This window comes from Sulfuriferula multivorans (assembly GCF_003851125.1).
Taxonomy (GTDB): domain Bacteria; phylum Pseudomonadota; class Gammaproteobacteria; order Burkholderiales; family Sulfuriferulaceae; genus Sulfuriferula; species Sulfuriferula multivorans.
In genome coordinates this window covers 77,406-98,951 of sequence record NZ_BGOW01000013.1, presented here as the reverse complement: position 1 = coordinate 98,951, position 21,546 = coordinate 77,406, and the positions used below count along the sequence as shown (strand labels likewise).

Sequence of the window (21,546 nt, the reverse complement as noted above, 5' to 3'; positions counted from 1 at the left end):
TCCTTGTGTGAGCCTGAAGCTCAGGCCTTTTCCCGGATCAGGAGGCCTTGCAACTTGTCGAGTTCCTTGGCAATGGCGAGCACTTCCCTGGAAGGCGTTTGCCGTATGACGGTATTGGTCTCTGTATCCACAACCTTGACCAGGGTTCTACCGCTATCCTGATCAATACTGAATTCAATATTGCTGGCGACTGGTTTAAGAAATTTGTTAATCGCGTCGACTGAGCGTTTCAATTCGACTGCATCGACAGCGTCTGCTTTGGTTGGCGACTGTATTGCGACAGAGGCGGCGTTGTTTGGTACAGCGGGAATAGCTGATGTTGCGCCAGTCTGAGCTGATGCCGCTTGCCGGCTTGCCGGTGGTGTGATGGTCACCTGCGTAGTACTCGATATTTGACTGATGTCCATGTCTATTTCCATTTTAAGTGGGAAGATGGAAAGCGGTCTCCCGCCTTCCATCCGGGTTTACAGCAACCCGGTAGGGTTGCCTTTTACTGATTAACGCAACAGTGCCAGCACGCCGTTCGGCAGCGCGTTGGCTTGTGCCAGCATTGCCGTACCAGCTTGTTGCAGGATCTGGCCGCGGGTCAGGTTGGCGGTTTCTGCAGCAAAGTCGGTGTCCTGAATACGGCTGCGTGCAGCGGACAGATTTTCTGAAGAAGTCTGCAAGCTGCTTACTGCGGAAGCAAAACGATTCTGATAAGCACCTAAGGAAGCGCGTGAACTGTTCACGGTAGCAATGGCGCCATCAATTGCGGTCAAGGCAGTGAGGGAGCTGGCCGCAGTAGTCAAATCGACGCTGCTTACTGCCAATGTGGTAGTTGCCAGCGTACCCGCTGTTAAACCCGCGTATGCTGGATGAGCACCGCCGACAACGATACTTGCAGAAGAACTAAGCGTTATGGTGCTCTGTGTTGTTGCCGCCGTTAATCCAGTACGCGCAGTAGTCGCTGTTCCTGTTTGCGCGACTGTTATTTCACGACCATCAGCTGCGTTCAGGGTAACTAAACCAGCAGCATCCGCCGTTGCGGTTACTCCTGAAGTGCTTGAGACCAAATTAATGGCTGCAGCTACGGCTGTACCTTGCGCTGCCGCACTGCCACCCGCAGTAATAGCGCCGACACTTACACCATTAATCTTAAGATCGCCTGCCGTAATATTATCAGTAACTGCGGTAAATGCAGTAGCAGCAATACCAGTAACAGAGGTGGCATTTGCCGTGGCATTCACGCCGGACGAAGCGGCATTAATCGCAGCTGCAATCGAGAAAGCGCTGGCGGCGGTCTGGCCGGCGACTGTAGTGGCAGTAGATGCACCTATCGATGTGCCATTCAGGGTCAAATCGCCGGCTGCCAGTGCAGTCGTGGTGACACCTGAAGTTGCAGTTTGAGCACCCAGCGCAGAGGTACGGGCACTCGAAATCGATGCGATGGTAATCTGGTCGTTGGTGGAGTTGTTCGCACCCACCTGGAAATTCTGGGCGGTAAAGGAGCCATTCAGCAATTTCACGCCGTTGAAAGAAGAGGTTTGCGCAATACGATCATTTTCAGCAGACAGTTGCTGAAATTCGCTATTCAGCGCAGCACGATCTGAAGTGGAGTTGGTCGCGTTGGCTGATTGCACGGACAGATCACGCATGCGCTGCAGGTTATTAGTGATCTGGGACAAGTCGCCTTCAGCGGTCTGGGCCAGGGAAATGCCGTCGTTGGCGTTGCGGGCCGCCTGGTTGGAGCCGTTAATCTGCGAGGTCATCCGTTGGCTGATGGCGAGACCGGCAGCGTCGTCCTTGGCGCTGTTGATGCGCAAGCCCGAAGACAGGCGCTGCAAGGAAGTAGCCAGCGAAGATTGTGAAGTGGTCAGGTTGCGCTGAGCATTCAGTGAAGCGATGTTGGTGTTGATATATGAAGCCATTTTAGATCTCCTTAATTCCTGTGGTTTGATGGATCCGGCTCAAGTGCCGTCAACTTTGGTTTGACCTTGGTAAGGCCAGGCATTCAAACCGCCGTTATTTAACTTATCGGGACGCGTCTGCGAAATATTTAGGGTAAAACAAAATATTTATTTCGCCGGCATTGCCCGAACTTGAACCGCCTTTCCACGTTTCGGCAGGAATCAAAAAAATCTTTAATCTGAAAGCTGGATAAGTGATGCCACCCGGCTAATCTGCGGCAACAGCCCGATTCTTGCCGGCTTTCTTGGCTTGATACAGTGCTGCGTCGGCACGCTTTAACACCGCTTTTGGATCTTCATCGGGGGCGCTTAATGCGACACCGGCGCTGAAAGTGATCAGCAGGCGCTGGTTGTTGTGGATAAAGATGCGCTTGGTGAGTTCTTTTTTCAGGCGCGCCACGACCAGCATGGCATCCTCGATGGAAGTGTCTGGCAGTACGACCAGAAACTCCTCGCCGCCAAAGCGGCCGATGACATCCATGGTGCGCAGTGTCTCTTTGACGATTCTCACTACATGTATTAACGCCTCGTCGCCCGCGACATGACCATGGGCATCATTGAGCTGCTTGAAATCATCCATATCCAAGAGTGCGACGCAAAGCGGGGAATTGCGACGTTTGGCGCGCGCCTGCTCGCGTTCGAACACGTCATCCAGTCCGCGCCGGTTGAGGCTGCCGGTCAACTGGTCTTCGCGCGCGAGTTCGCTCATTTGCGCGAGTTGGGATTCCAGTTCGTGGATTTTTGCCTCGGCATCCAGTGCCTTCTGGCGCGCCGCCAGCATTTCATCGCGCGAATTCAGTGCGTCTGTCTGTACCGTGCGCGTATCGCGCATGACATCGTCCAATACTGAATTGAGTTCGTTGATGCTGCCGGCCTGGGCGATTTTTTGTGAATAGGTATCCATCTTTTCATGGTAATCGCCGGTGCTGGCGGCGACCGCATTCAAGCGATCAATGAAAATGGTGACCATGTTTCTGACTGTAATCTTGGCTTCAGCCAGACTGCTCTTCAGCGTGCCCTGTTTATAAATGACTTCCTTGAGGCTGCGCGTGGCGTCCTCCAGCGCATGGTGATTGATCGGACCGGCGATGAGCTTGTTCACCACATCGACCTGGCCGCGCATCCAGCTGTCTTCTTCCAGCAGATCGCGCACGTTATCGAGCAGGAGCCGGAACAGACGCAGCAGCAATTCCTGTTGTTCGGCGACGTCGCCGCTGCGCAGTTCGATACGGAAACACAATTGTTTCAGACGGCTTGCGGCATCGTTGAGTGCCTCTTCGGTTTGCGCTTCTTTTATTGCACTGGCCAGAGATTCGGATTCGGCAGCCAGTTCCGGCGTGCCGGCGAGAAGGGAAGCGACTCCCAAAGTCAGGGTGCGCGTGAGTAACTCACGTAGGAGCCGGACTTGTTGATTGTCGTCAGCGGGTAAATACACCGGCGCGCTGGCGATCGGAGGAGACTTCTTGATGCGTTTTTCTATGAGTTGTGAGAGACCTTCCCCATAATCCTGCCAATTACGGGTCTCCAGGGCGCGATTAAAGCGGGTGCCGAATTCAGCTGCCTCGCCGTGTGCGCGCACCAGATTCCTGGCAAAATCGGTGAGAACGGCTTCCGCATCAGGGTTTGCCGAGGCGCCGGCGATTTCATTGTAGGCAGTGCGATAAGCATCCGGAGTCGGCGCTGTACGTTGCAACGCCAGGCGACGGAAGGCTTCCCGGGCAATATCGGGGGCATTCTGTGGCGGTGCGGAGGAGTCTTTCATGGGGTCGCCGGCGTTGGTGCGGGATGGTTGCTGATTCTGAGCATATTAGGCGCGTTCAACTTTAACCAATCAGGCGATTAGTGGCTAAAATCTTCGCCATTTCAGGGTTTAACCCGATAAATCGATGTTTATCTAGGCCGGCAGGCAGCGCACCAGCAGGGCCGCTTTGTCCAGTGCCGCCAACGCCCGTTGAATGACCACGGCGCTGTTGTCCCGGCCACCCGCTTGTCGCTTCGACCACCAGGCGCGCGCTGGCGCACAGGCGCAACGCGCTTACCGGCACGCCATTACGCTGGCCGAATGCTACGGGTTGCCCCAGTTGATAGCGTAATGCCGCCGTGGCGTCGTTGCTATTCAGATCGGGATGGTCGCTGAGCTTGTCTTGCAGGCGCCGATAGACCAGGGCGGTTTCTTCCCGGTTTAACGGCCCGCTGCGAGCCGCGCTAGCAGGGCGATGAAGCAGGAACGGAAAAATCGTCGGGATATGATCCCAGCTTGCCGCCTCAATCAGGGGGCGGCGATCGATTAGCGGAACAGGGATGAGCTCAAAGTTCGGATCTCGGCTCAGCCGATGCTGAACAGCCTCTGCAAAGGACAGCAGGAAGCGTTTGACCGCTGCTTCCGGTATGGTGCGAAACATCCTTAATTCAGCCAGGGCGGCTTCCCAACGCAGTAACAATCCAAAATTGCTTGCGCTGTGATCGAGGATACCGGCGCTATCCCAATCATCCGGCCAGTCCGCTGCGGCGGAATAAGCCTGCAAGGCACGTGGCAACGGACGACTACGCAAACGTTGTGCGGCTGCAGACGGGATAAGCAGCGCGCCGGAGAAAGTCGGTCCGCTCAGAAATTTTGAGCCGGTCAAGGCTACCATGAAGCCATGCGCCAGATAGGCGCGCAGGGTTGCAGGTGCGAGGCGGAACTGGCATGCGTCGACCAGGATATCGAGCTTATCCGGCCAGCGGCGCTGCAGTGCGGAAATGCAGGCAACACTCGGCGCGATCAGACCGGTTTTGGAAACATCGGTGAGGATCAGCAGCACGCGTCGTCCCTGCTCGATCGCACTGGTCACCAGTGCTTCGATCTCTGCATCGACTGCTGTTGCCGGACGCGGAATGCCGTCGGTTTGACGAATCGGCACAGCCACCACTTCAATGGCACCGGTGCCGGTGATGGTCGTCCCTGCGCTGACTGAATCTCCCAGTGCAGTATGAACGCTGAAGTGGCGGCCAGCCAGCGCTGCCGGTACCCCGCTACCGGTTTCTTCCGGGTTCAGCATCAGCGCAAGCGTGGATGCAGAGGCGCCGCTGCTGATGAGCTGAGCCGCAATCAAGTGCAAGTCCGTGCCTGATGCGGCGAAAACAATGTCGAGGCCGGGCAGATCGCCTGCGCCACACAACTGGATCAGTTCCCGGCGCAGCCGATTCAGTTCGCGGGCATAGAGGGTGGCCGGCGGCTGCTTATCGGCAGTGCGGAGGAGACGGCTACGCAGTTCGTTCGCTGCGCCAAATCCCATCTCGGAGATGGTCGATGCCGTGGCGGATCCAAAACCCATCAGATCCGGATCGGGCTGCGGCGCGCAACCGTATTTGTTTAAAGCATGGCCGGGCGCCAGGATGATACGGGCATCGCCGCCTTCTACCAGAAGCTGTTGGGTAGAGGGAAACGGGAGCCGGTCATGGCGATTATTCACTGTCAAAATCAGGGCTGAGAGCTTGCATCGATCAACATCGCGCGAAAGGCATCGAACACTTTATGCATCTGTGGCTGTTTATAGGGAAACAGATCGACTGGATCCATCGCATGAACAATCATATTGCTGTCCACTTCAAAAATCAGCAATTCGCCCGTTGGTGTTTCCCCGCAGTCGATGCCGAGATAGTCCAGTCCCATGTGTTCGTGGATGGCGCGGAAAGCAGTGGCATGCCGGCTTGCGAAGTCGTCGTCGAAGCGGGTCATGAAGCGCGCTTCCTCGGCGCGTTTTTCTGCACTGTCAGTCATGCCGGCATTCAGGTAATGGATCATCCAGTGCTCGGATATCGCCATATGGCAAACGTACGGACGGCCGTGGATGAGGATAATGCGTGATTTTCTGAATAAACCATCCGGCCCGCGGTAGTCGACAAAGCGGGACACATAAAACGTGTTCATCGGTTGTGACTGCAGATAATCGCCGATCGCGGCCGGCGCATCGAGCTTGTCCAGCCCTTGCCCGGCATGCGAATCAACCGGACGCACAATAATCGGGAAATCGCCGTCTTCAAGGATGCCGGCCAGCGCCAGTTGCCCGCGTCCGACCTGTTCCAGGGTTTGCCGGTCGATGCGTACCGTAGCTGGAATGACGACCCCTGGCGCCGAGGCCAGCAGCGCGCAGGCGCCGTCACGCGATACGCCGGCGATGCGATCAGGCGTATTCAGCAGCGGACGCGGCCAGTCCTGGATCAGCTCGGCAACATATTGCAGCAAGGGGCGATTCTGATCGGATTCACCGACGGCGACGAACGCCACGTCGTGTTCCGGCAGCGCTGCAGGCAAGGGCAGGTGCGGCGCCACATACAGCATATCGAGCGCGATATCGGAGCCTTCCAGCAGAAATTCCAGCGGCGTATTGGCCATCAAATCGCCCGGCCCCATGATGGCAAGCAGACGGATAGCTGTCGCATCCTTCGCTGCCGGCATGTGATACAGCTGTTGCATCTCCAGCGCCTGAGACTGTACGGCGAGCGCGGCGGCGCGATTGCCTTTGAGTTGCAGGATCGTCGACAGGTCCAGCAAGGTATTCGCATCGTGCGGATGCGTTTCTGCGCGCTTCAGCAAACGCGTGCCCAGCGGACCCAGATCAGCGCCGGAAAAAGCCATTTGCATTAAAGTGGCCAGACCAATGAGCGGTTCGCAGCTTTCGCCATGATTAGGGGATGGTTGCGGAGATTCGTTATTCATTCTGATCCTGAGTCATGGCGTCTGGGTAAGTTCCTTGCCGAGTACAAGGGTTGCTTGTAGCAGCGCGTCGATGGCGCGGGTATCGGTGCGGTGATTGACAATCGCTGCGCGAATCGCGACATGGCCGTTGAGGGTGGTGGTAGACGGCGCGGCAATGCCGGATTCCTGTAATGCAGCAGCGAGCCGCGTATTAACCGTGTCGGCATGGTCGCTGCGGTAACGGAAACAGACGATGTTCAGTCCCACCGGCGCCATCAGCTCCAGCATCGGCATGGCCTCGATACGCTGCTTCATGTACTGGGCCAGCGCGCAGGTGCCGGAAATCACCTGGCCAATCTGCTCCGCACCGTAGACCTTGATGGTGAACCAGGTTTTCAGAGCCCTGAAACCGCGCGAAAGATCCGGCCCGAAATCGCACGGCCAGGGCGATCCGCCCGCCATGCCGCAGGCTTCGCGGCGCAGGTAGGCCGCAGGTGAGGCGAAGGTGTCGTAGTGCAGGGTACCGTCCCGCACCAGGATGAATCCGGCATCGTAGGGCACCTGCCCCCATTTATGAAAATCGAAGGCGATCGAGTCGGCACGCTCGATGCCGCGCAGGCGCGGTGCAATATCCGGGGCGAGCATGGCCAGCGCCCCGTACGCCCCGTCGACATGAAACCACAGCGCCTCCCGCTGAGCGATGTCTGCCAGCACGGCGAGATCATCGATGGCGCCAACATCGACCGTACCCGCCGTCGCGGCAATGAAAAACGGCGTGAAACCGGCGCTGCGATCCGCTGCGATGGCCCGTTCGAGTGCTGCGCTGTCTATCTGGTACTGGTCGTTCACCGGGATGATGCGCAAGGCGTCCATGCCGAGACCGGCAAGGTCCATTGCCTGCGCGATACAGCCGTGAGCCCCGGCGGAAGTATAAGCGGTGAGGCGCTTGCCGCTGGCAGCGACGCCGCTCTGACGCACCTCAGTGCCCAGCGCTGCGGTACGCGCCACCAGCACGCCGATCAGGTTGGCCATGGAGGTGCCGGTCACAAACAGGCCGCTGGCGCTTTCGGGAAAGCCGAACAGCTCGCGCATCCACTGCAATATCTGGCGTTCCACCTCGATGGGCATCTGGTCGCGTCCGCCCAGATTGGCGTTCAGCCCCGCCGCCAGCATTTCCGCCAGCATGCCCACCGGCGTGCCGCCGCCATGCACCCAGCCCATAAAGCCGGGATGCGCGTTGCCCACGGCATACGGCAGCACATCGTGCATGAAGTGTGCATGCACCGTGGCGAGATCGGCCGGTTGCGCGGGGAGCGTTTCGTGGAACAGATCGCGCACTGGCTGCGGAATCGGTTGCCATACCGGACGCTCCCGGATGTGCTCCAGGTAGTCCAGCATGTCGTCGAGCATGCGATGCCCCTGGGCGCGGAGTGTTTGCCAATCTGACGGGTCAAGCGAGTGTGGAGCAGCCCCGTGGCTATCTTCGTTCATGGTGAGTTAAGAAAATTCTGATCCGGACGGAAGGCATAGGTTACCTCAAATGCCCCATGAAGCGGCGCAGGGTGTGCGTTGGCGCGTCCTGGTTTGCCAACCGGATTTGTGGCAGCAAGCAGAGCAGTGAACCTGAAAAAATCAGTTAGCCACAGAGGGCACAGAGAACACAGAGAAAAGGCAACGCTTTAATTGCTGTTTTCGGCTCACCCATCGGGAGAAAAGCAAATCACGCCGAAGGCCGCTTCTTCTCCGTGTCCTCTGAGATCTCTGTGGCTTGAATTGCGATTTATAGGATTAACAGTGTCGTTTCCCGGGTTCTATGTGCGATAGCGCACTGCACATCCCGGGAAGGAAGGACAGACTATTTGAATAGTCCACGCAAGCTGTTCATCCAGGAGATTCGAAATGTCTGTTTCATCCGTTGCAACCAAGGAAGCCGTGCCTGTGTCGGCTCCTTCCTCTCCAAATGCTGACATCTGGACTCTGCTGGGGCTCGCCATGCTTGGCGTGCGACTGGTTCAAGGCTGGGTTTACTGGGCCGGCGCCACCAGGCGGCTGATCTATAGTACGGGCAAGCTGGATCCCGGTTCAAGCGGCTACATGGCGCACAAAATGAACGAAGCGATACCCGGTGCCATTTTTGGTAGCGGCGATGCGCTCAGCGCCCTGTTGCACCATCCCACCCTGCTGCATGTATCGATCATTATCTTCACGCTGGTCGAGTTGTTGGTCGGCCTGGGGCTGATTTTCGGTTTCATGACGCGATTTTTCGGCTTGATCAGCGTCGGTCTGGCGGTTTCATTGATGCTGATGTTCGGATGGCTGGGTTCCACCTGTGTCGACGAATGGACCATGGCTTCCAACAGCTTTGCCATGGGCCTGGGCATCATGATTGCCGGAGGCGGTAGCTGGTGGTCGCTGGATCACTGGGTGGCGAAAAAATGGCCCAGGCTCGCACGCCGCTCCTGGTTTCCCTGGTTATTCAGCGGCCCGCTGCCAGTCGTTTCGGTCACGCGTTTCGCACAGCTGTTCGGCATTCTCGCCATTGTCTTTGCCGTGGGTTTTTATGGATATCTGCGCGGTGCCGTGTTCAGCCCGCTGGTGGCACGGACTAACCCGAAACATCATCACCTTGCACTAACCAAGCCGGTACTTTCCTCGTCCGGTGTCCTGACGCTGCCCGCATACGTGGACGCTGGTCCTGACACTCAGGGCGCATACGTGATCCAGGTCTCCGTCGTTGACGAACACGGGCAAGCGCTGGAAACCTGGGACGGAAAGGCGCTGAGCGAATTGCCTAAAACCGGTTTTGCCAACGAATACAAATATTCGGTTTTCAAACCGACGCAGTATGGTTTCGTCGGCGTCCTTGGCGCGCGCGCCACGATCTCGCTGCCGCATCAGGGGACGTTGAAACTCGCGCCGGGGACTTACCAGGCGGTATTCCAGGGTATCGATGGGAAGCAGTGGAAGACCCATGTGGCGGTTGGCGCGTGAGCCTCCGGCGGATGGTCGCACCTTGCCCATATTTGTAGTCACCGAAGGAGGCTTCAAGCATGCCTGTACGCCAGACGGAGCAACATCGCACACAACGCATCGGCTGGTTGCGCGCCGCGGTATTGGGTGCGAACGACGGTATCGTTTCCACAGCGAGCCTGGTGCTCGGGGTCGCTTCCGCCCATGCGACGCATGGCAGCATCCTGGTCGCCGGCGTCGCGGGTCTGGTTGCGGGTTCCATGTCGATGGCAGCCGGTGAATATGTATCGGTCCATTCACAGGTAGACATCGAACAGGCCGAACTCAAGCTGGAGCGCAAGGAGCTTGAAACAGACGACAAGGGCGAGCACAAGGAACTGGCGGCGATCTACATCGGCCGCGGCCTCGACCCTGCGCTCGCGCAGCAGGTCGCGCAGCAACTCATGGCGCATGACGCACTCGGTGCGCATGCCCGCGACGAGCTGGGCATTACCGACACGCTCAGAGCGCGTCCAATACCGGCTGCGCTGGCGTCGGCTAGCTCTTTTTCTGGTGGTGCGGCCGTGCCGTTGCTGGTCATTGCGTTCGCTCCCCCGGCGAGTCTGATTCCGCTTGTCTCGGGCGCTTCACTGGTGTTGCTGGCGCTGCTGGGTGGGTTGGCAGCGTACGTGGGCGGTGCACGTGTGATGGCGGGCGTCCTGCGCGTCACGTTCTGGGGGGCACTGGCCATGGGGCTGACCGCAGGGGTGGGGGCAATGCTCCGTACTGTGGCGTGAACACGGCCAACACCACCGGATGCTCCGCAGTCTTTGCAAGCACACCGCACTCTAATCAGCCTTGGGCAATACCACCGGCAGCGGGTGTTTTCAACCTTTCCGCAAGAACGGTATTACCGCATGGCATTGTTTATTAATGGCTATTATTTTTTATGCGCCAGGAACAATTTTTGCAGCGGATAGTAAGGGCTTGGCATGATTTTCCGGTGAAGAAGTGATGCGAGGCAGTCAGCCTGCCACAAAGGTGCAATGGCTGTTGCGCATCATATCGGCGAAGCGCAGCAGGCGAGACTGGCATCCCCTCTCAAAGTTGAAGGAGATACAAGATGCAGATCGGCATGATGGGCCTGGGACGGATGGGCAGCAATATGGTGCGGCGGCTGATGCAGGGAGGGCAGCAATGCGTGGTGTACAACCGTCACGCCGAAGCCGTCGAGGCACTGCGCAGCCAGGGCGCTGTCGGCACGGTTTCGCTGGAGGATTTTGTCGCCCGCCTGACCCGGCCGCGCGCGGTCTGGCTGATGGTGCCTGCGACGGTCGTGGATGAGGTGCTGGCGCAACTGGTGCCGTTGCTTGAAGCGGACGACATCGTCATTGACGGTGGCAACTCGTATTACCGCGACGATATCCGGCGCGCGGCCGAATTGCAGCAGCATGGTCTGCATTATGTGGATGTGGGCACCAGCGGCGGCGTTGCCGGGCTGGAACGCGGCTACTGCCTGATGATCGGCGGCGAGAAAGACATCGTACAGCACCTTGATCCGGTGTTTGCCGCGCTTGCCCCCGGCGTGGGCACGGCCCCACCTACCCCCGGCCGGGACAAGCCCGGCGCCAGCGCCGAACAGGGCTACCTGCACTGCGGGCCGCACGGCGCCGGACACTTCGTCAAGATGGTTCATAACGGGATCGAATATGGTCTGATGGCAGCCTATGCCGAGGGCCTGAATATCCTGCGCAATGCCAACGCCGGCAAGCGCTCGCGCGACAGCGATGCCGAGACCACGCCGATGCGCAATCCGGAGTATTACCAGTATGAGCTGGACCTGCCCGAGATTACGGAAGTGTGGCGGCGCGGCAGCGTGGTGGCGTCATGGCTGCTCGATCTGACCGCGGCAGCACTGGTTGAAGATGCCGAGCTCGCCGGATTCTCGGGGCGTGTGTCGGATTCAGGCGAAGGGCGCTGGACGGCACTGGCAGCCATCGACGAAGGCGTGCCGACACCGGTCATCAGCGCGGCGCTATTCGAACGCTTTGCTTCGCGCGGCGACGCCGACTATGCCAACCGGGTGCTATCCGCAATGCGCAAGCAGTTTGGCGGGCACGATGAGAAGAAAGCGGGGCACTGAGATGGCCCATGCCCATACCCGCACCACTCCGGCTGATGCGCTGGTGATCTTCGGCGTGACCGGCGACCTCGCCCACAAGATGATTTTTCCGGCGCTCTATGCGATGGCGAAGCGCGGCGTGCTCAACGTGCTGGTAGTCGGCGTTGCCGGCTCGAAATGGAGCCTTGCGCAACTGCGCAAACAGGCAACAGACAGCATCAAGAAGGCCGGCAAGATCGATGACCGCGCCGCCTTCGACCATCTCCTTTCCCTGCTGCGCTATGTGGGCGGTGACTACAACGATCTGGGCACGTTCAAAGCGCTCAAGCAGGCGTTGGGCGATGCCCGGTGCCCGGCGCATTACCTCGCCATCCCGCCCGCGCTTTTCGCCACGGTGATTAAAGGACTCGGGGCTTCCGGCCTGGCTGATCAGGCGCGCGTCATTGTCGAAAAACCGTTCGGACGTGACCTGGCGTCGGCACGTGAGCTCAACCGCATCGCGCTGTCGGTGTTCGCAGAAGATGCGATCTTCCGTATCGACCACTATCTCGGGAAAGAGGCGATCATGAATATCCTCTATTTCCGTTTCGCCAATTCCTTCCTCGAACCGATCTGGAACCGCAACCACGTAGCGAGCGTGCAGATCACGCTGGCCGAGGATTTCGGCGTGAAGGGCCGTGGCGCATTTTACGAAAGCGCCGGTTGCCTGCGCGACGTCATCCAGAACCATCTGTTCCAGATTGTCGCGCTGCTGGCCATGGAGCCGCCCGCTTATCAGGGCTATGGCGCCGTGCACAGCGAGAAAGCCAAGGTGTTCCAGGCCATGCGCCCGCTGCAGCCGGACGACGTGGTGCGCGGCCAGTACGCCGGCTACCGCAAGGAGCCTGGCGTAGCGAAGGGATCGGACGTCGAGACGTTCTGCGCCGTGCGGCTGTACATCGACTCGTGGCGCTGGGCAGGTGTGCCGTGGTACCTGCGTTCCGGAAAATGCCTGGCGGCCACAGCGGTCGAGGTGCTGGTGGAGCTGAAGCCCCCACCGCAGAGGCTGTTCGACGATTCGGCGCCGCTGGCCGGGCGCGCCAATTATCTGCGCTTCCGGCTCTCTCCCAACGCTGCCGTCGCCCTCGCCGCGCGCGTCAAGCGCGCAGGCAATGAGTTCGTCGGCGACCAGCGCGAGCTTTACCTGCTGGATGAACAGCTGGGAGAGGAGACACCCTACGAGCGACTGCTGGGCGATGCCATGGCCGGCGACGGCGCGCTGTTCACCCGTGAAGACGCGGTGGAAGCCGCCTGGGCGGTGGTCGATCCGGTGCTTGAAACGCACCACCGGGCGCAGCCCTACAAGCCCGGCAGCTGGGGGCCGAAACAGGCTGATGCGCTGATTGCGGCAGACGGCAGCTGGCACAACCCGGTACCGGGAAAGGCGGCAAAATGACAGCGGCGAACGAAGTGGTGTTCCTGCTGGATGTGGACAATACCCTGCTCGATAACGATCGCATCATAGCCGACCTGAATGGTCACCTTGCGCATGAGTTCGGCGACGAGAACCGGGACCGGTATTGGGAAATTTTCGAAGCGCTGCGCGTTGAACTTGGCTATGCGGACTATCTGGGCGCCTTGCAACGCTACCGGGTTGGCGCCATGAACGATCCGCGTTTGCTGAGTATGTCTTCATTTCTGGTGGACTATCCGTTTGCAGCGCGCCTGTATCCCGACGCGCTCGACGTCATCGCCCATCTGCGCCATTGGGGAACGACGGTGATTCTGACGGATGGCGACGTGGTGTTCCAGCCGCGCAAGATACTGCGATCAGGATTGTGGGATGCGGTCGAGGGCCGGGTGCTGATTTACCTGCACAAGGAGCAAATGCTCGATGTCGTCGAGCAGCGTTACCCGGCCCGCCATTACGTCATGGTGGACGACAAGCTGCGCATTCTGGCGGCGATGAAAAAGCTCTGGGGGGATCGCCTGACCAGCGTCTTCCCGCGCCAGGGACACTACGCGCTCGACCCCGGGAATAGCGCCGCCTATCCACCCGCTGACATCACGATTGAGCGTATCGGCGAGCTCATCAATCACGATTTTTCCACTTTGCCAGACATCCAAAAAATGGATGGTGCGCGACAGGAGGCAATATGAAAGCCACACAACAATCGCATGATCTTGCAACGCAACTCGACCAGCTGTGCATCAATACCCTGCGCACGCTTTCCATCGACGCCGTGCAGCAGGCGCAGTCCGGGCATCCCGGTACGCCCATGGACGCAGCGCCGACGGCCTACTGTCTGTGGCAGCGTTTTCTGCGCTACGACCCGGAGGATCCCGACTGGCCGAACCGCGATCGCTTCGTGCTGTCGTCCGGTCACGCCTCGATGCTGCTGTATAGCCTGCTTTATCTGTGCGGGGTCAAGGCGATGAGCCCAAGCTATGAACAGGCCGGCGGTCTGGCGGTGACGCTCGACGATATCAAGCGTTTTCGTCAGGCCGGCAGCCGCTGTACCGGCCATCCCGAGTATGGCTGGACCTCCGGCGTGGAAACCACCACCGGGCCGCTTGGGCAAGGCGTGGCGACAAGCGTCGGCATGGCCAGCGCGGAACGCTGGCTGGCGGCCACGTATAACCGTCCCGGTTACGATCTGTTCGAGCACAAGGTGTATGCCCTGAGCGGCGATGGCGACATGATGGAAGGCGTCAGCAGCGAGGCCGCGTCCCTGGCCGGCCACCTTCAGCTTGCCAACCTGTGCTGGATTTACGACGACAACCACATCAGCATCGAAGGCACGACCGGTATCGCTTTCACCGAGGATGTGGCGGTGCGCTTTCTCGGCTACGGCTGGAATGTCACGCGCGTCGCCGATGCCAACGACCTGGAACAGTTGACGCGCGCCTACAACACTTTTCTCAATACCCGTGACCGTCCCACCCTGATCATCGTGCAGAGTCACATCGGCTATGGCGCACCGCACAAGCAGGACAGCAATGAAGCACACGGCGAGCCGCTCGGCGCGGAAGAGGTACGGCTGGCGAAGCAATTCTACGGCTGGGATCCTGATGCGCAGTTTTATGTGCCGGACGGCGTTCCGGAACATTTCCGCGAGCAGATGGGCCGCCGCGGTGCCAAGCTACACACAGCCTGGGAGAAACTGTTCGCCGCCTATCGCAAGCAGTACCCGGATCTCGCAGAACAGATCGATTGTATGCAGCGCCGTGACTTGCCCGCAGGCTGGGACAGCGCGCTGCCGGTATTTCCGGCCGATGCGAAGGGCATGGCGACGCGCGATTCGTCGGGTAAGGTGCTCAACGCCATCGCCGCAAAGATGCCGTGGCTGTTGGGCGGTTCGGCAGATTTGGCGCCGTCGACCAAGACGCATTTGAACTTCGAGTTTGCCGGCGATTTTCAGGCGCCTGGTGAGGCGGGCGAGGGGGGCAACTACGGCGGACGCAATTTCCACTACGGCGTGCGCGAGCATGCGATGTGCGCCATCACCAATGGGCTGAGCCTGTCGAATCTGCGCCCCTATGCCGCGAGTTTCCTGGTTTTCACCGACTACTGCCGCGGTGCGCTGAGGCTGGCCGCGATGATGGAGATTCCGGTCATCACCATCTGGACGCACGATTCGATCAGCATGGGCGAGGACGGCCCTACCCACCAGCCGGTCGAACAACTTGCTTCCTTGCGTGCAATGCCCGGCATGATGGTATTGCGCCCGGCGGATGCCAACGAAGTAGTGGAAGCGTGGCGGGTGATCATGCAACTCAAGGATCGCCCGGTGTGCCTGGTGTTGACGCGGCAGGCGCTGGCGACGCTGGACCGTAGCCAGTACGCATCGGCAAATGGCGTGGCGCGCGGCGCCTATGTGCTTGCCGACGCCCCGCACCAGCGCCCCGATGTGCTGCTGCTAGCGACCGGCAGCGAAGTCGCGCTGTGCATTGCAGCCTATGAGCAACTGAAGCTGGAGGGAATCAAGGCGCGCGTGGTCAGCATGCCGTCGTGGGAACTGTTCGAGAGCCAGGGCCGGGAATACCGCGACAGCGTGCTGCCGCCGGAGATTATCGCGCGCGTCGCCGTCGAAGCGGCATCCAGATTTGGTTGGGAACGCTATACCGGCTTTGATGGAAGCATTCTTGGCTTGGACAGCTTCGGATTATCTGCACCGATGAAAGTTGTTGCGCAGCACTTCGGGTTCGAGCCCGAACACGTTGTTGCCGCAGCCAGGGAACAACTGGCGCGCCACGCCGCGAAGAAGTGAGATTGGTCTGCACGCACGGGGGCCCTACGTTTCGACTGACGGCCAGATTTTCCGCTTTAAGTACGCCAGCGTACATACAATTTTTTATGTGCAAGGGACAATTTCCACGGTGATTGAAAGCTCATAAACAGACCGAAACGTGATGGGAGGTCTTGCGTTTCTGACTGCGTTTTACCGTGGATATTCTTGCGTATGGCTGATGCAGTGCCGAAACCGCATCATTATTGGTAATGTCGATATGCAAGCGTTTGATTTGATTGTGATTGGAAGCGGTGCTGCCGGATCTGTAGCCGCCAGGACGTGCCGCTCAGCGGGCTGGGCGGTGGCCGTGGTCGATTCGCTACCGTTTGGTGGAACCTGCGCATTGCGCGGCTGCGACCCCAAGAAAGTGCTGGTGGGTGCCGCCGACTTGCTCGACTGGTCGCGCAGGATGAACGAGAAACGCACTGTCAAAGGCGATCTGGAGATCGATTGGCCTGAGCTGATGCGATTCAAACACACCTTCACCGACCCGGCTCCCAAACAAGCAGAGCAGTCATTTGAACAGGCGGGAATCAAGTGCTTCCATGGAAGGGCCAAATTCATTGACCACAAAGCAATAGAAATCGAGGGTGAGAAACTTGAAGCCCGGTACTTCCTCATTGCCACCGGAGCAACGCCTGCCAGCCTGAAAATTCCCGGCGAAGACTACCTCATCGATAGCACCCGCTTTATGGAACTTGAGCAATTGCCGAACGACATCGTTTTCGTAGGCGGCGGATTCATTGCCATGGAGTTCGCGCATGTTGCAGTGCGTGCCGGTTCCCGGGTCACCGTGCTGCATCGTGGCGATCGCGTTCTCGAAGGCTTCGACCCGGACCTCGTATCCACGCTGGCCGGCGCAACAACCACCCTGGGTGTGTCTATTCACACGGCAACCTCGGTTGAAGCGATTGAAAAAGCAGCAAATGGCCGCTTAACGGTGCTTGCAAAACACCACGGCGTAAGCGTGTCGTTCGAATGCGACCTGGCCGTGCACGCGGCGGGCCGTATACCGGACCTGGATGAACTTGAACTGGATGCGGCGGGAGTATCAACAGAAAAGCGCGGCGTGGCAGTCAATGAATACCTGCAAAGCATCACCAACCCCGCTGTCTATGCGGGAGGTGACGCCGCCGCAACCGATGGGCTGCCACTTACACCTGTGGCTGGATACGACGGCAAGCTTATCGCCGCCAATTTGCTCGACGGCAATCATCTTCAGGCTGAATATCACTTGATCCCCAGTGTCGTATTTACCATCCCGCCGCTTGCTTCCGTCGGTTTGTCCGAACAGGCGGCAACCCAGCAGGGCTTGCATTTCCGCAAAAACATGATGGACACCGGCGGCTGGTATTCCTCACGCCGCGTTGCTGATAAAACCTCAGCGTTCAAAGTGCTGATTGAAGAAGGGAGCGAACGAATATTGGGCGCGCACCTGCTCGGCCCGGCGGCTGAGGAAACCATCAATCTGTTCACGCTGGCGATGCGCTTCGATATCAATGCCGAACAACTGAAACAGGTTCTGTTCGCCTATCCGAGCCACGCATCCGACATGAAATATATGCTTTGAAGTGTCACCAATTCGCAGTAATTCCAACCATATCAGAAGGAGTCAGTTAACAATGACCAGAACCACTGCCGCGGCGCGCGAACCCCTGCCATTGCAGGCGCAATACGATCTGCTGAGGCGCTATGTCGAGGTACGCACTCAAACCCTGAAACTCGCGGAGCCATTGAGTCCGGAGGATCAGATGGTGCAGTCCATGCCGGAAGCCAGTCCCACCAAATGGCACCTGGCGCACACCACATGGTTCTTCGAGACCTTCATTCTGGCGCCACATGTACGCGACTATGTGCCGTTCGATGCGAGCTACAAATTTCTGTTCAACTCTTATTACAAGCAGTTGGGACGCCATCCCGATCGCGCCATTCGCAGCGTTTTTTCGCGCCCTGAACTGTACGAGATTCTGCGCTATCGCAACCATGTGGATAACTGCATGCAGAAGATGTTCGAGGGTGAAGCCCCGGCTGATATTTTGCAAATGCTTGAGCTGGGATTGAATCACGAGCAACAGCATCAGGAGCTGATCGTTACTGATATCAAGCATGCATTCTGGACCAATCCGCTGCGGCCAAACTATCAGCCGGCCCAGATCAAGGCCTTTGATTCCCTGATAGTGCCATTGTCGTGGATCGCTTTCGAGGAAGACGTCCATGAGGTAGGCCATGATGGCTACAGCTTTGCATTCGATAATGAATTGCCGCGTCACCGCACTTATATCAAATCGTTTCGATTGGCTTCGCGGCTGGTTACCAACGCCGAATACCTGGAGTTCATGGACGATGGCGGTTACATGCGTCCGGAATTCTGGTTGTCCGATGCCTGGGATCACATCAATGCAAACGGCTGGACAGCGCCACTCTATTGGGAGCATGAAGATGATGCCTGGTATGTGTTCACCAGCCGGGGCAGGCTGCCATTAAATCCGAACGAACCGGTATGCCATGTCAGTTTCTACGAAGCCGATGCCTATGCACGCTGGGCAGGGGCGCGGTTACCGACGGAGTTTGAATGGGAAGTCGCGGCCAGCACGGTGAAAATTCGCGGGAATCTGCTGGAGAACGAAGCTTTCCACCCATGTCCGGCGCACGCCGATACGAATCTGCAGCAAATTTTCGGGGATGTTTGGGAATGGACCGCGAGTCCGTATGTTGCCTATCCGGGGTATCGCCCACCAGCCGGCCCGGTAGGCGAATACAACGGTAAATTCATGTGCAACCAGATGGTATTGCGTGGCGGCTCCTGCGTGACGCCTGCGTCGCATCTCCGTGCAACGTATCGTAATTTCTTTCCGGCCCAGGCGCGCTGGCAGTTTTCCGGAATCAGGTTGGCCGATGACAACATTTGAGCAAAGCTGCCTGTCCGGGATCGCAGCCGAGGTGCTGGAAGGGCTCTCCCGCCCTCACAGGGCGCTGCCGCCCAAGCTGTTTTATGACGAGCAGGGCTCTGCACTATTCGAACAGATTACCTGCCTGCCGGAGTATTATCCGACCCGCACCGAAGCGGCGATATTGACGGCCAACGCGGATGAAATCTGTTCCCGGATCGGAAGTGACGTTTCCGTGAGTGAACTCGGCGCCGGCACTGCGACCAAGACGCGCATTCTGCTGAATTCGTTGGTGCGCCTCCAGCACAGCGTGGACTATTTTCCTTTGGATGTATCGCATGCCGCTTTGCAACTGGCAAAAAACGAATTGAATGCGGACTTCGAGACGGTAAATGTCTACCCGCATGTCGGCGATTTCGAAGATTTGTCGTTTCTCGGTACTCACGCCTCGCCCCGTCTCGTTCTGTATATTGGTTCGAGTATCGGCAATCTTGAGCAGAGCGAGGCCATTGCGTTGCTTAAAAGCGTTGCCCGGCATTTGTCCCCCGGCGACCATTTATTGCTTGGAGTGGATCTGGTAAAAGATCGCGATGTCCTTGTCGCTGCTTACGATGATCAGGCGGGTATCACCGCAGCGTTCAACAAGAATCTTCTGTCCCGCATTAATCGTGAGCTGGGCGGCAACTTTGATACCGACGCGTTTCAGCATGTCGCTTTATGGAACGAGTCCGCGGCACGCGTCGAAATGCACCTGGAAAGCACTCACACGCAACAGGTCAGAATCGATGCCCTTGACCAGACATGGTCATTTTCCCGGGGCGAACGCATACATACGGAAAATAGCTATAAATATACAGTCGGGCGTTTGGAAAACATGATGCGTAGCGGCGGCTTCGAAGTCGAACACACCTGGACCGATCCACAAAGCTGGTTTGCCGTGAGCCTGGGCGTGATAACAGAGAGTTAAATTTCCTGCTTCTGCCGGTACCGAATGAACAGTGCTATCGATGCGTAAATGAAAACAAGTCCATTGGCGGGTAAGCCCGTCCCGTCGGCGTTGCTGATCAACGTGCCCAGACTCATCACGGCCTACTACACCGAGGCGCCAGACCCGTCTGTGCAGGCCCAACGGGTCGCATTCGGCACCTCGGGGCACCGTGGTTGCGCGTTCGAAAACAGCTTCAACGAGTGGCATGTGCTTGCCATCAGCCAGGCCATCTGCCAGTACCGCAAACAGCAGGGTATCAACGGACCGCTGTTTCTGGGGATCGACACGCATGCGTTGTCCGAACCGGCGTATGCCAGCGCGCTCGAAGTGCTGGCGGCCAACGGTGTGGAAGTCATGCTCGCGGAAAAGGATGAATACACGCCGACGCCGGTGATCTCGCACGCCATCCTCGCTTACAATCGCGGCCGCAAAAGCGGGCTGTCGGACGGCATTGTCATCACGCCTTCACACAATCCCCCCGATAATGGCGGCTTCAAGTACAACCCGTCCCACGGTGGACCGGCGGATAAAAATGTCACGGGATGGATCGAAGCCCACGCCAACGCATTTCTGGAAAACGGCTTGCAGGGCGTGAAAAGAATGCCTTTCGAGCAGGCGCTGCACGCCGCCACGACGCACCGGAACGACTATCTCAACGCTTACGTAAGCGATCTCGGCAACGTGCTCGACATGGATGCGATTCGCGGCGCGGACATCAGTCTGGGCGTGGACCCGCTGGGTGGCGCCGGGGTGCATTATTGGGGCCCGATCGCCGAGCGCTATGGGTTGAACCTGACGGTGGTGAACACAGCCGTTGATCCGACCTTCCGCTTCATGAGCGTCGACTGGGACGGCCGGATACGCATGGACCCGTCCTCGCCCTACGCCATGCAAAGTCTGATTGGCCTCAAGGATCGCTTCGACATCGCCCTCGCTTGCGATACCGATCATGACCGCCACGGGGTCGTCACGCGCAACGCGGGCTTGCTGCCGCCCAACCATTATCTTTCCGCCGCCATTTACTACCTGTTTCAGCATCGGCCGAAGTGGCGCAAGGATGCGGCGGTGGGCAAGACCGTCGTCAGCAGCCAGATGATCGATCGCGTCACGGCCAAGCTCGGCCGGAAACTCTATGAGGTGCCGGTCGGTTTCAAGTGGTTCGTGGATGGCCTGCTCGACGGTTCGCTCGGCTTTGGCGGCGAAGAAAGCGCCGGCGCCTCGTTTCTACGCCTGGATGGCAGCGTCTGGACCACAGACAAGGACGGCATGGTGCCGGCTTTGCTGGCGGCGGAGATCACCGCGCGCATGGGCCGCGACCCCGGCGAAATTTACCTTGAACTGACGCGCGAGTTCGGCGAGCCGGCTTACGATCGGGTTGAAGCACCCGCAAGCCCGCAGCAAAAACAACGGCTGGCGCAGCTCTCGCCACAGCAGATTGTGTCGACAGAATTGGCGGGTGAAAAAATCGAAACGATCCTCACCAACGCGCCGGGCAATGCTGCGTCTATCGGCGGCCTGAAAGTCATGACGGAAAGCGGCTGGTTTGCGGCGCGCCCGTCCGGCACCGAAGATGTCTACAAGGTCTATGCTGAAAGCTTTCGTGGCCAGGATCATCTGCGCCGTATCCTGGCAGAAGCGCAAACCATCGTCGATGCGGCGCTGACAGCGCCCGCGCAGTCGGCGGGATTGCCGCCATAA

General features: G+C 58.7%; 16 protein-coding genes. 10 read left to right on the top strand and 6 right to left on the bottom strand.

Annotated features, from left to right (window positions below):
- Positions 1-20 precede the first annotated feature (20 nt).
- The 6 genes from EI185_RS07085 to EI185_RS07060 all read right to left on the bottom strand — a co-directional run bounded on the left by EI185_RS07085 (position 21) and on the right by EI185_RS07060 (position 8,121).
- A complete protein-coding gene (locus tag EI185_RS07085; protein ID WP_124704432.1) occupies positions 21-407 on the bottom strand; it encodes a flagellar protein FlaG in 387 nt (128 codons plus the stop codon).
- 90 nt (positions 408-497) lie between these two features.
- Positions 498-1,910 (bottom strand): flagellin N-terminal helical domain-containing protein, encoded by a 1,413-nt coding sequence (locus EI185_RS07080; RefSeq protein WP_124704431.1) that lies wholly within the window; start codon positions 1,908-1,910, stop codon positions 498-500.
- A gap of 247 nt (positions 1,911-2,157) precedes the next feature.
- A complete protein-coding gene (locus EI185_RS07075) occupies positions 2,158-3,711 on the bottom strand; it encodes a GGDEF domain-containing protein (RefSeq protein ID WP_124704430.1) in 1,554 nt (517 codons plus the stop codon).
- 61 nt (positions 3,712-3,772) lie between these two features.
- The gene (locus tag EI185_RS07070) at positions 3,773-5,404 is read right to left on the bottom strand and encodes a hypothetical protein (protein ID WP_124704429.1); all 1,632 of its coding nucleotides are present in this window, start codon (positions 5,402-5,404) and stop codon (positions 3,773-3,775) included.
- 8 nt (positions 5,405-5,412) lie between these two features.
- Positions 5,413-6,651: an ATP-grasp domain-containing protein gene (locus tag EI185_RS07065; RefSeq protein ID WP_124704428.1), complete on the bottom strand. Its 1,239-nt coding sequence runs from the start codon at positions 6,649-6,651 to the stop codon at positions 5,413-5,415.
- A gap of 12 nt (positions 6,652-6,663) precedes the next feature.
- Complete coding sequence (locus EI185_RS07060; RefSeq protein WP_124704427.1) at positions 6,664-8,121, bottom strand: pyridoxal phosphate-dependent decarboxylase family protein; 1,458 nt, start codon at positions 8,119-8,121, stop codon at positions 6,664-6,666.
- Between the two features lie 408 nt (positions 8,122-8,529).
- On the opposite strand from EI185_RS07060, the gene EI185_RS07055 reads away from it, so the two are divergent.
- From EI185_RS07055 to pgm, 10 genes are all read left to right on the top strand, one after another.
- Positions 8,530-9,621, top strand: coding sequence for a TQO small subunit DoxD (locus EI185_RS07055; RefSeq protein ID WP_124704426.1), 1,092 nt, complete (start codon positions 8,530-8,532; stop codon positions 9,619-9,621).
- 59 nt (positions 9,622-9,680) lie between these two features.
- Positions 9,681-10,376 (top strand): VIT1/CCC1 transporter family protein, encoded by a 696-nt coding sequence (locus tag EI185_RS07050; protein ID WP_124704425.1) that lies wholly within the window; start codon positions 9,681-9,683, stop codon positions 10,374-10,376.
- Between the two features lie 326 nt (positions 10,377-10,702).
- Positions 10,703-11,722 (top strand): phosphogluconate dehydrogenase (NAD(+)-dependent, decarboxylating), encoded by a 1,020-nt coding sequence (gene gnd, locus EI185_RS07045; RefSeq protein ID WP_124704424.1) that lies wholly within the window; start codon positions 10,703-10,705, stop codon positions 11,720-11,722.
- 1 nt (position 11,723) lies between these two features.
- Positions 11,724-13,136: a glucose-6-phosphate dehydrogenase gene (gene zwf, locus EI185_RS07040; protein ID WP_124704423.1), complete on the top strand. Its 1,413-nt coding sequence runs from the start codon at positions 11,724-11,726 to the stop codon at positions 13,134-13,136.
- A complete protein-coding gene (locus EI185_RS07035; protein ID WP_124704422.1) occupies positions 13,133-13,840 on the top strand; it encodes an HAD family hydrolase in 708 nt (235 codons plus the stop codon). The genes zwf and EI185_RS07035 overlap by 4 nt, the downstream gene beginning before the upstream one ends.
- A complete protein-coding gene (tkt, locus tag EI185_RS07030) occupies positions 13,837-15,951 on the top strand; it encodes a transketolase (protein ID WP_124704421.1) in 2,115 nt (704 codons plus the stop codon). Before EI185_RS07035 ends, tkt begins: the two co-directional genes overlap by 4 nt.
- Positions 15,952-16,189: 238 nt before the next feature.
- Positions 16,190-17,542 carry a dihydrolipoyl dehydrogenase family protein gene (locus EI185_RS07025; RefSeq protein WP_124704420.1) on the top strand — a complete coding sequence of 451 codons (1,353 nt, stop codon included), beginning with the start codon at positions 16,190-16,192 and terminating at the stop codon, positions 17,540-17,542.
- 52 nt (positions 17,543-17,594) lie between these two features.
- The gene (egtB, locus tag EI185_RS07020; RefSeq protein ID WP_124704419.1) at positions 17,595-18,881 is read left to right on the top strand and encodes an ergothioneine biosynthesis protein EgtB; all 1,287 of its coding nucleotides are present in this window, start codon (positions 17,595-17,597) and stop codon (positions 18,879-18,881) included.
- A complete protein-coding gene (egtD, locus tag EI185_RS07015) occupies positions 18,868-19,827 on the top strand; it encodes an L-histidine N(alpha)-methyltransferase (RefSeq protein ID WP_124704418.1) in 960 nt (319 codons plus the stop codon). Before egtB ends, egtD begins: the two co-directional genes overlap by 14 nt.
- A gap of 48 nt (positions 19,828-19,875) precedes the next feature.
- Positions 19,876-21,546, top strand: a complete 1,671-nt coding sequence (pgm, locus tag EI185_RS07010; protein ID WP_124704417.1) for a phosphoglucomutase (alpha-D-glucose-1,6-bisphosphate-dependent) — start codon at positions 19,876-19,878, stop codon at positions 21,544-21,546.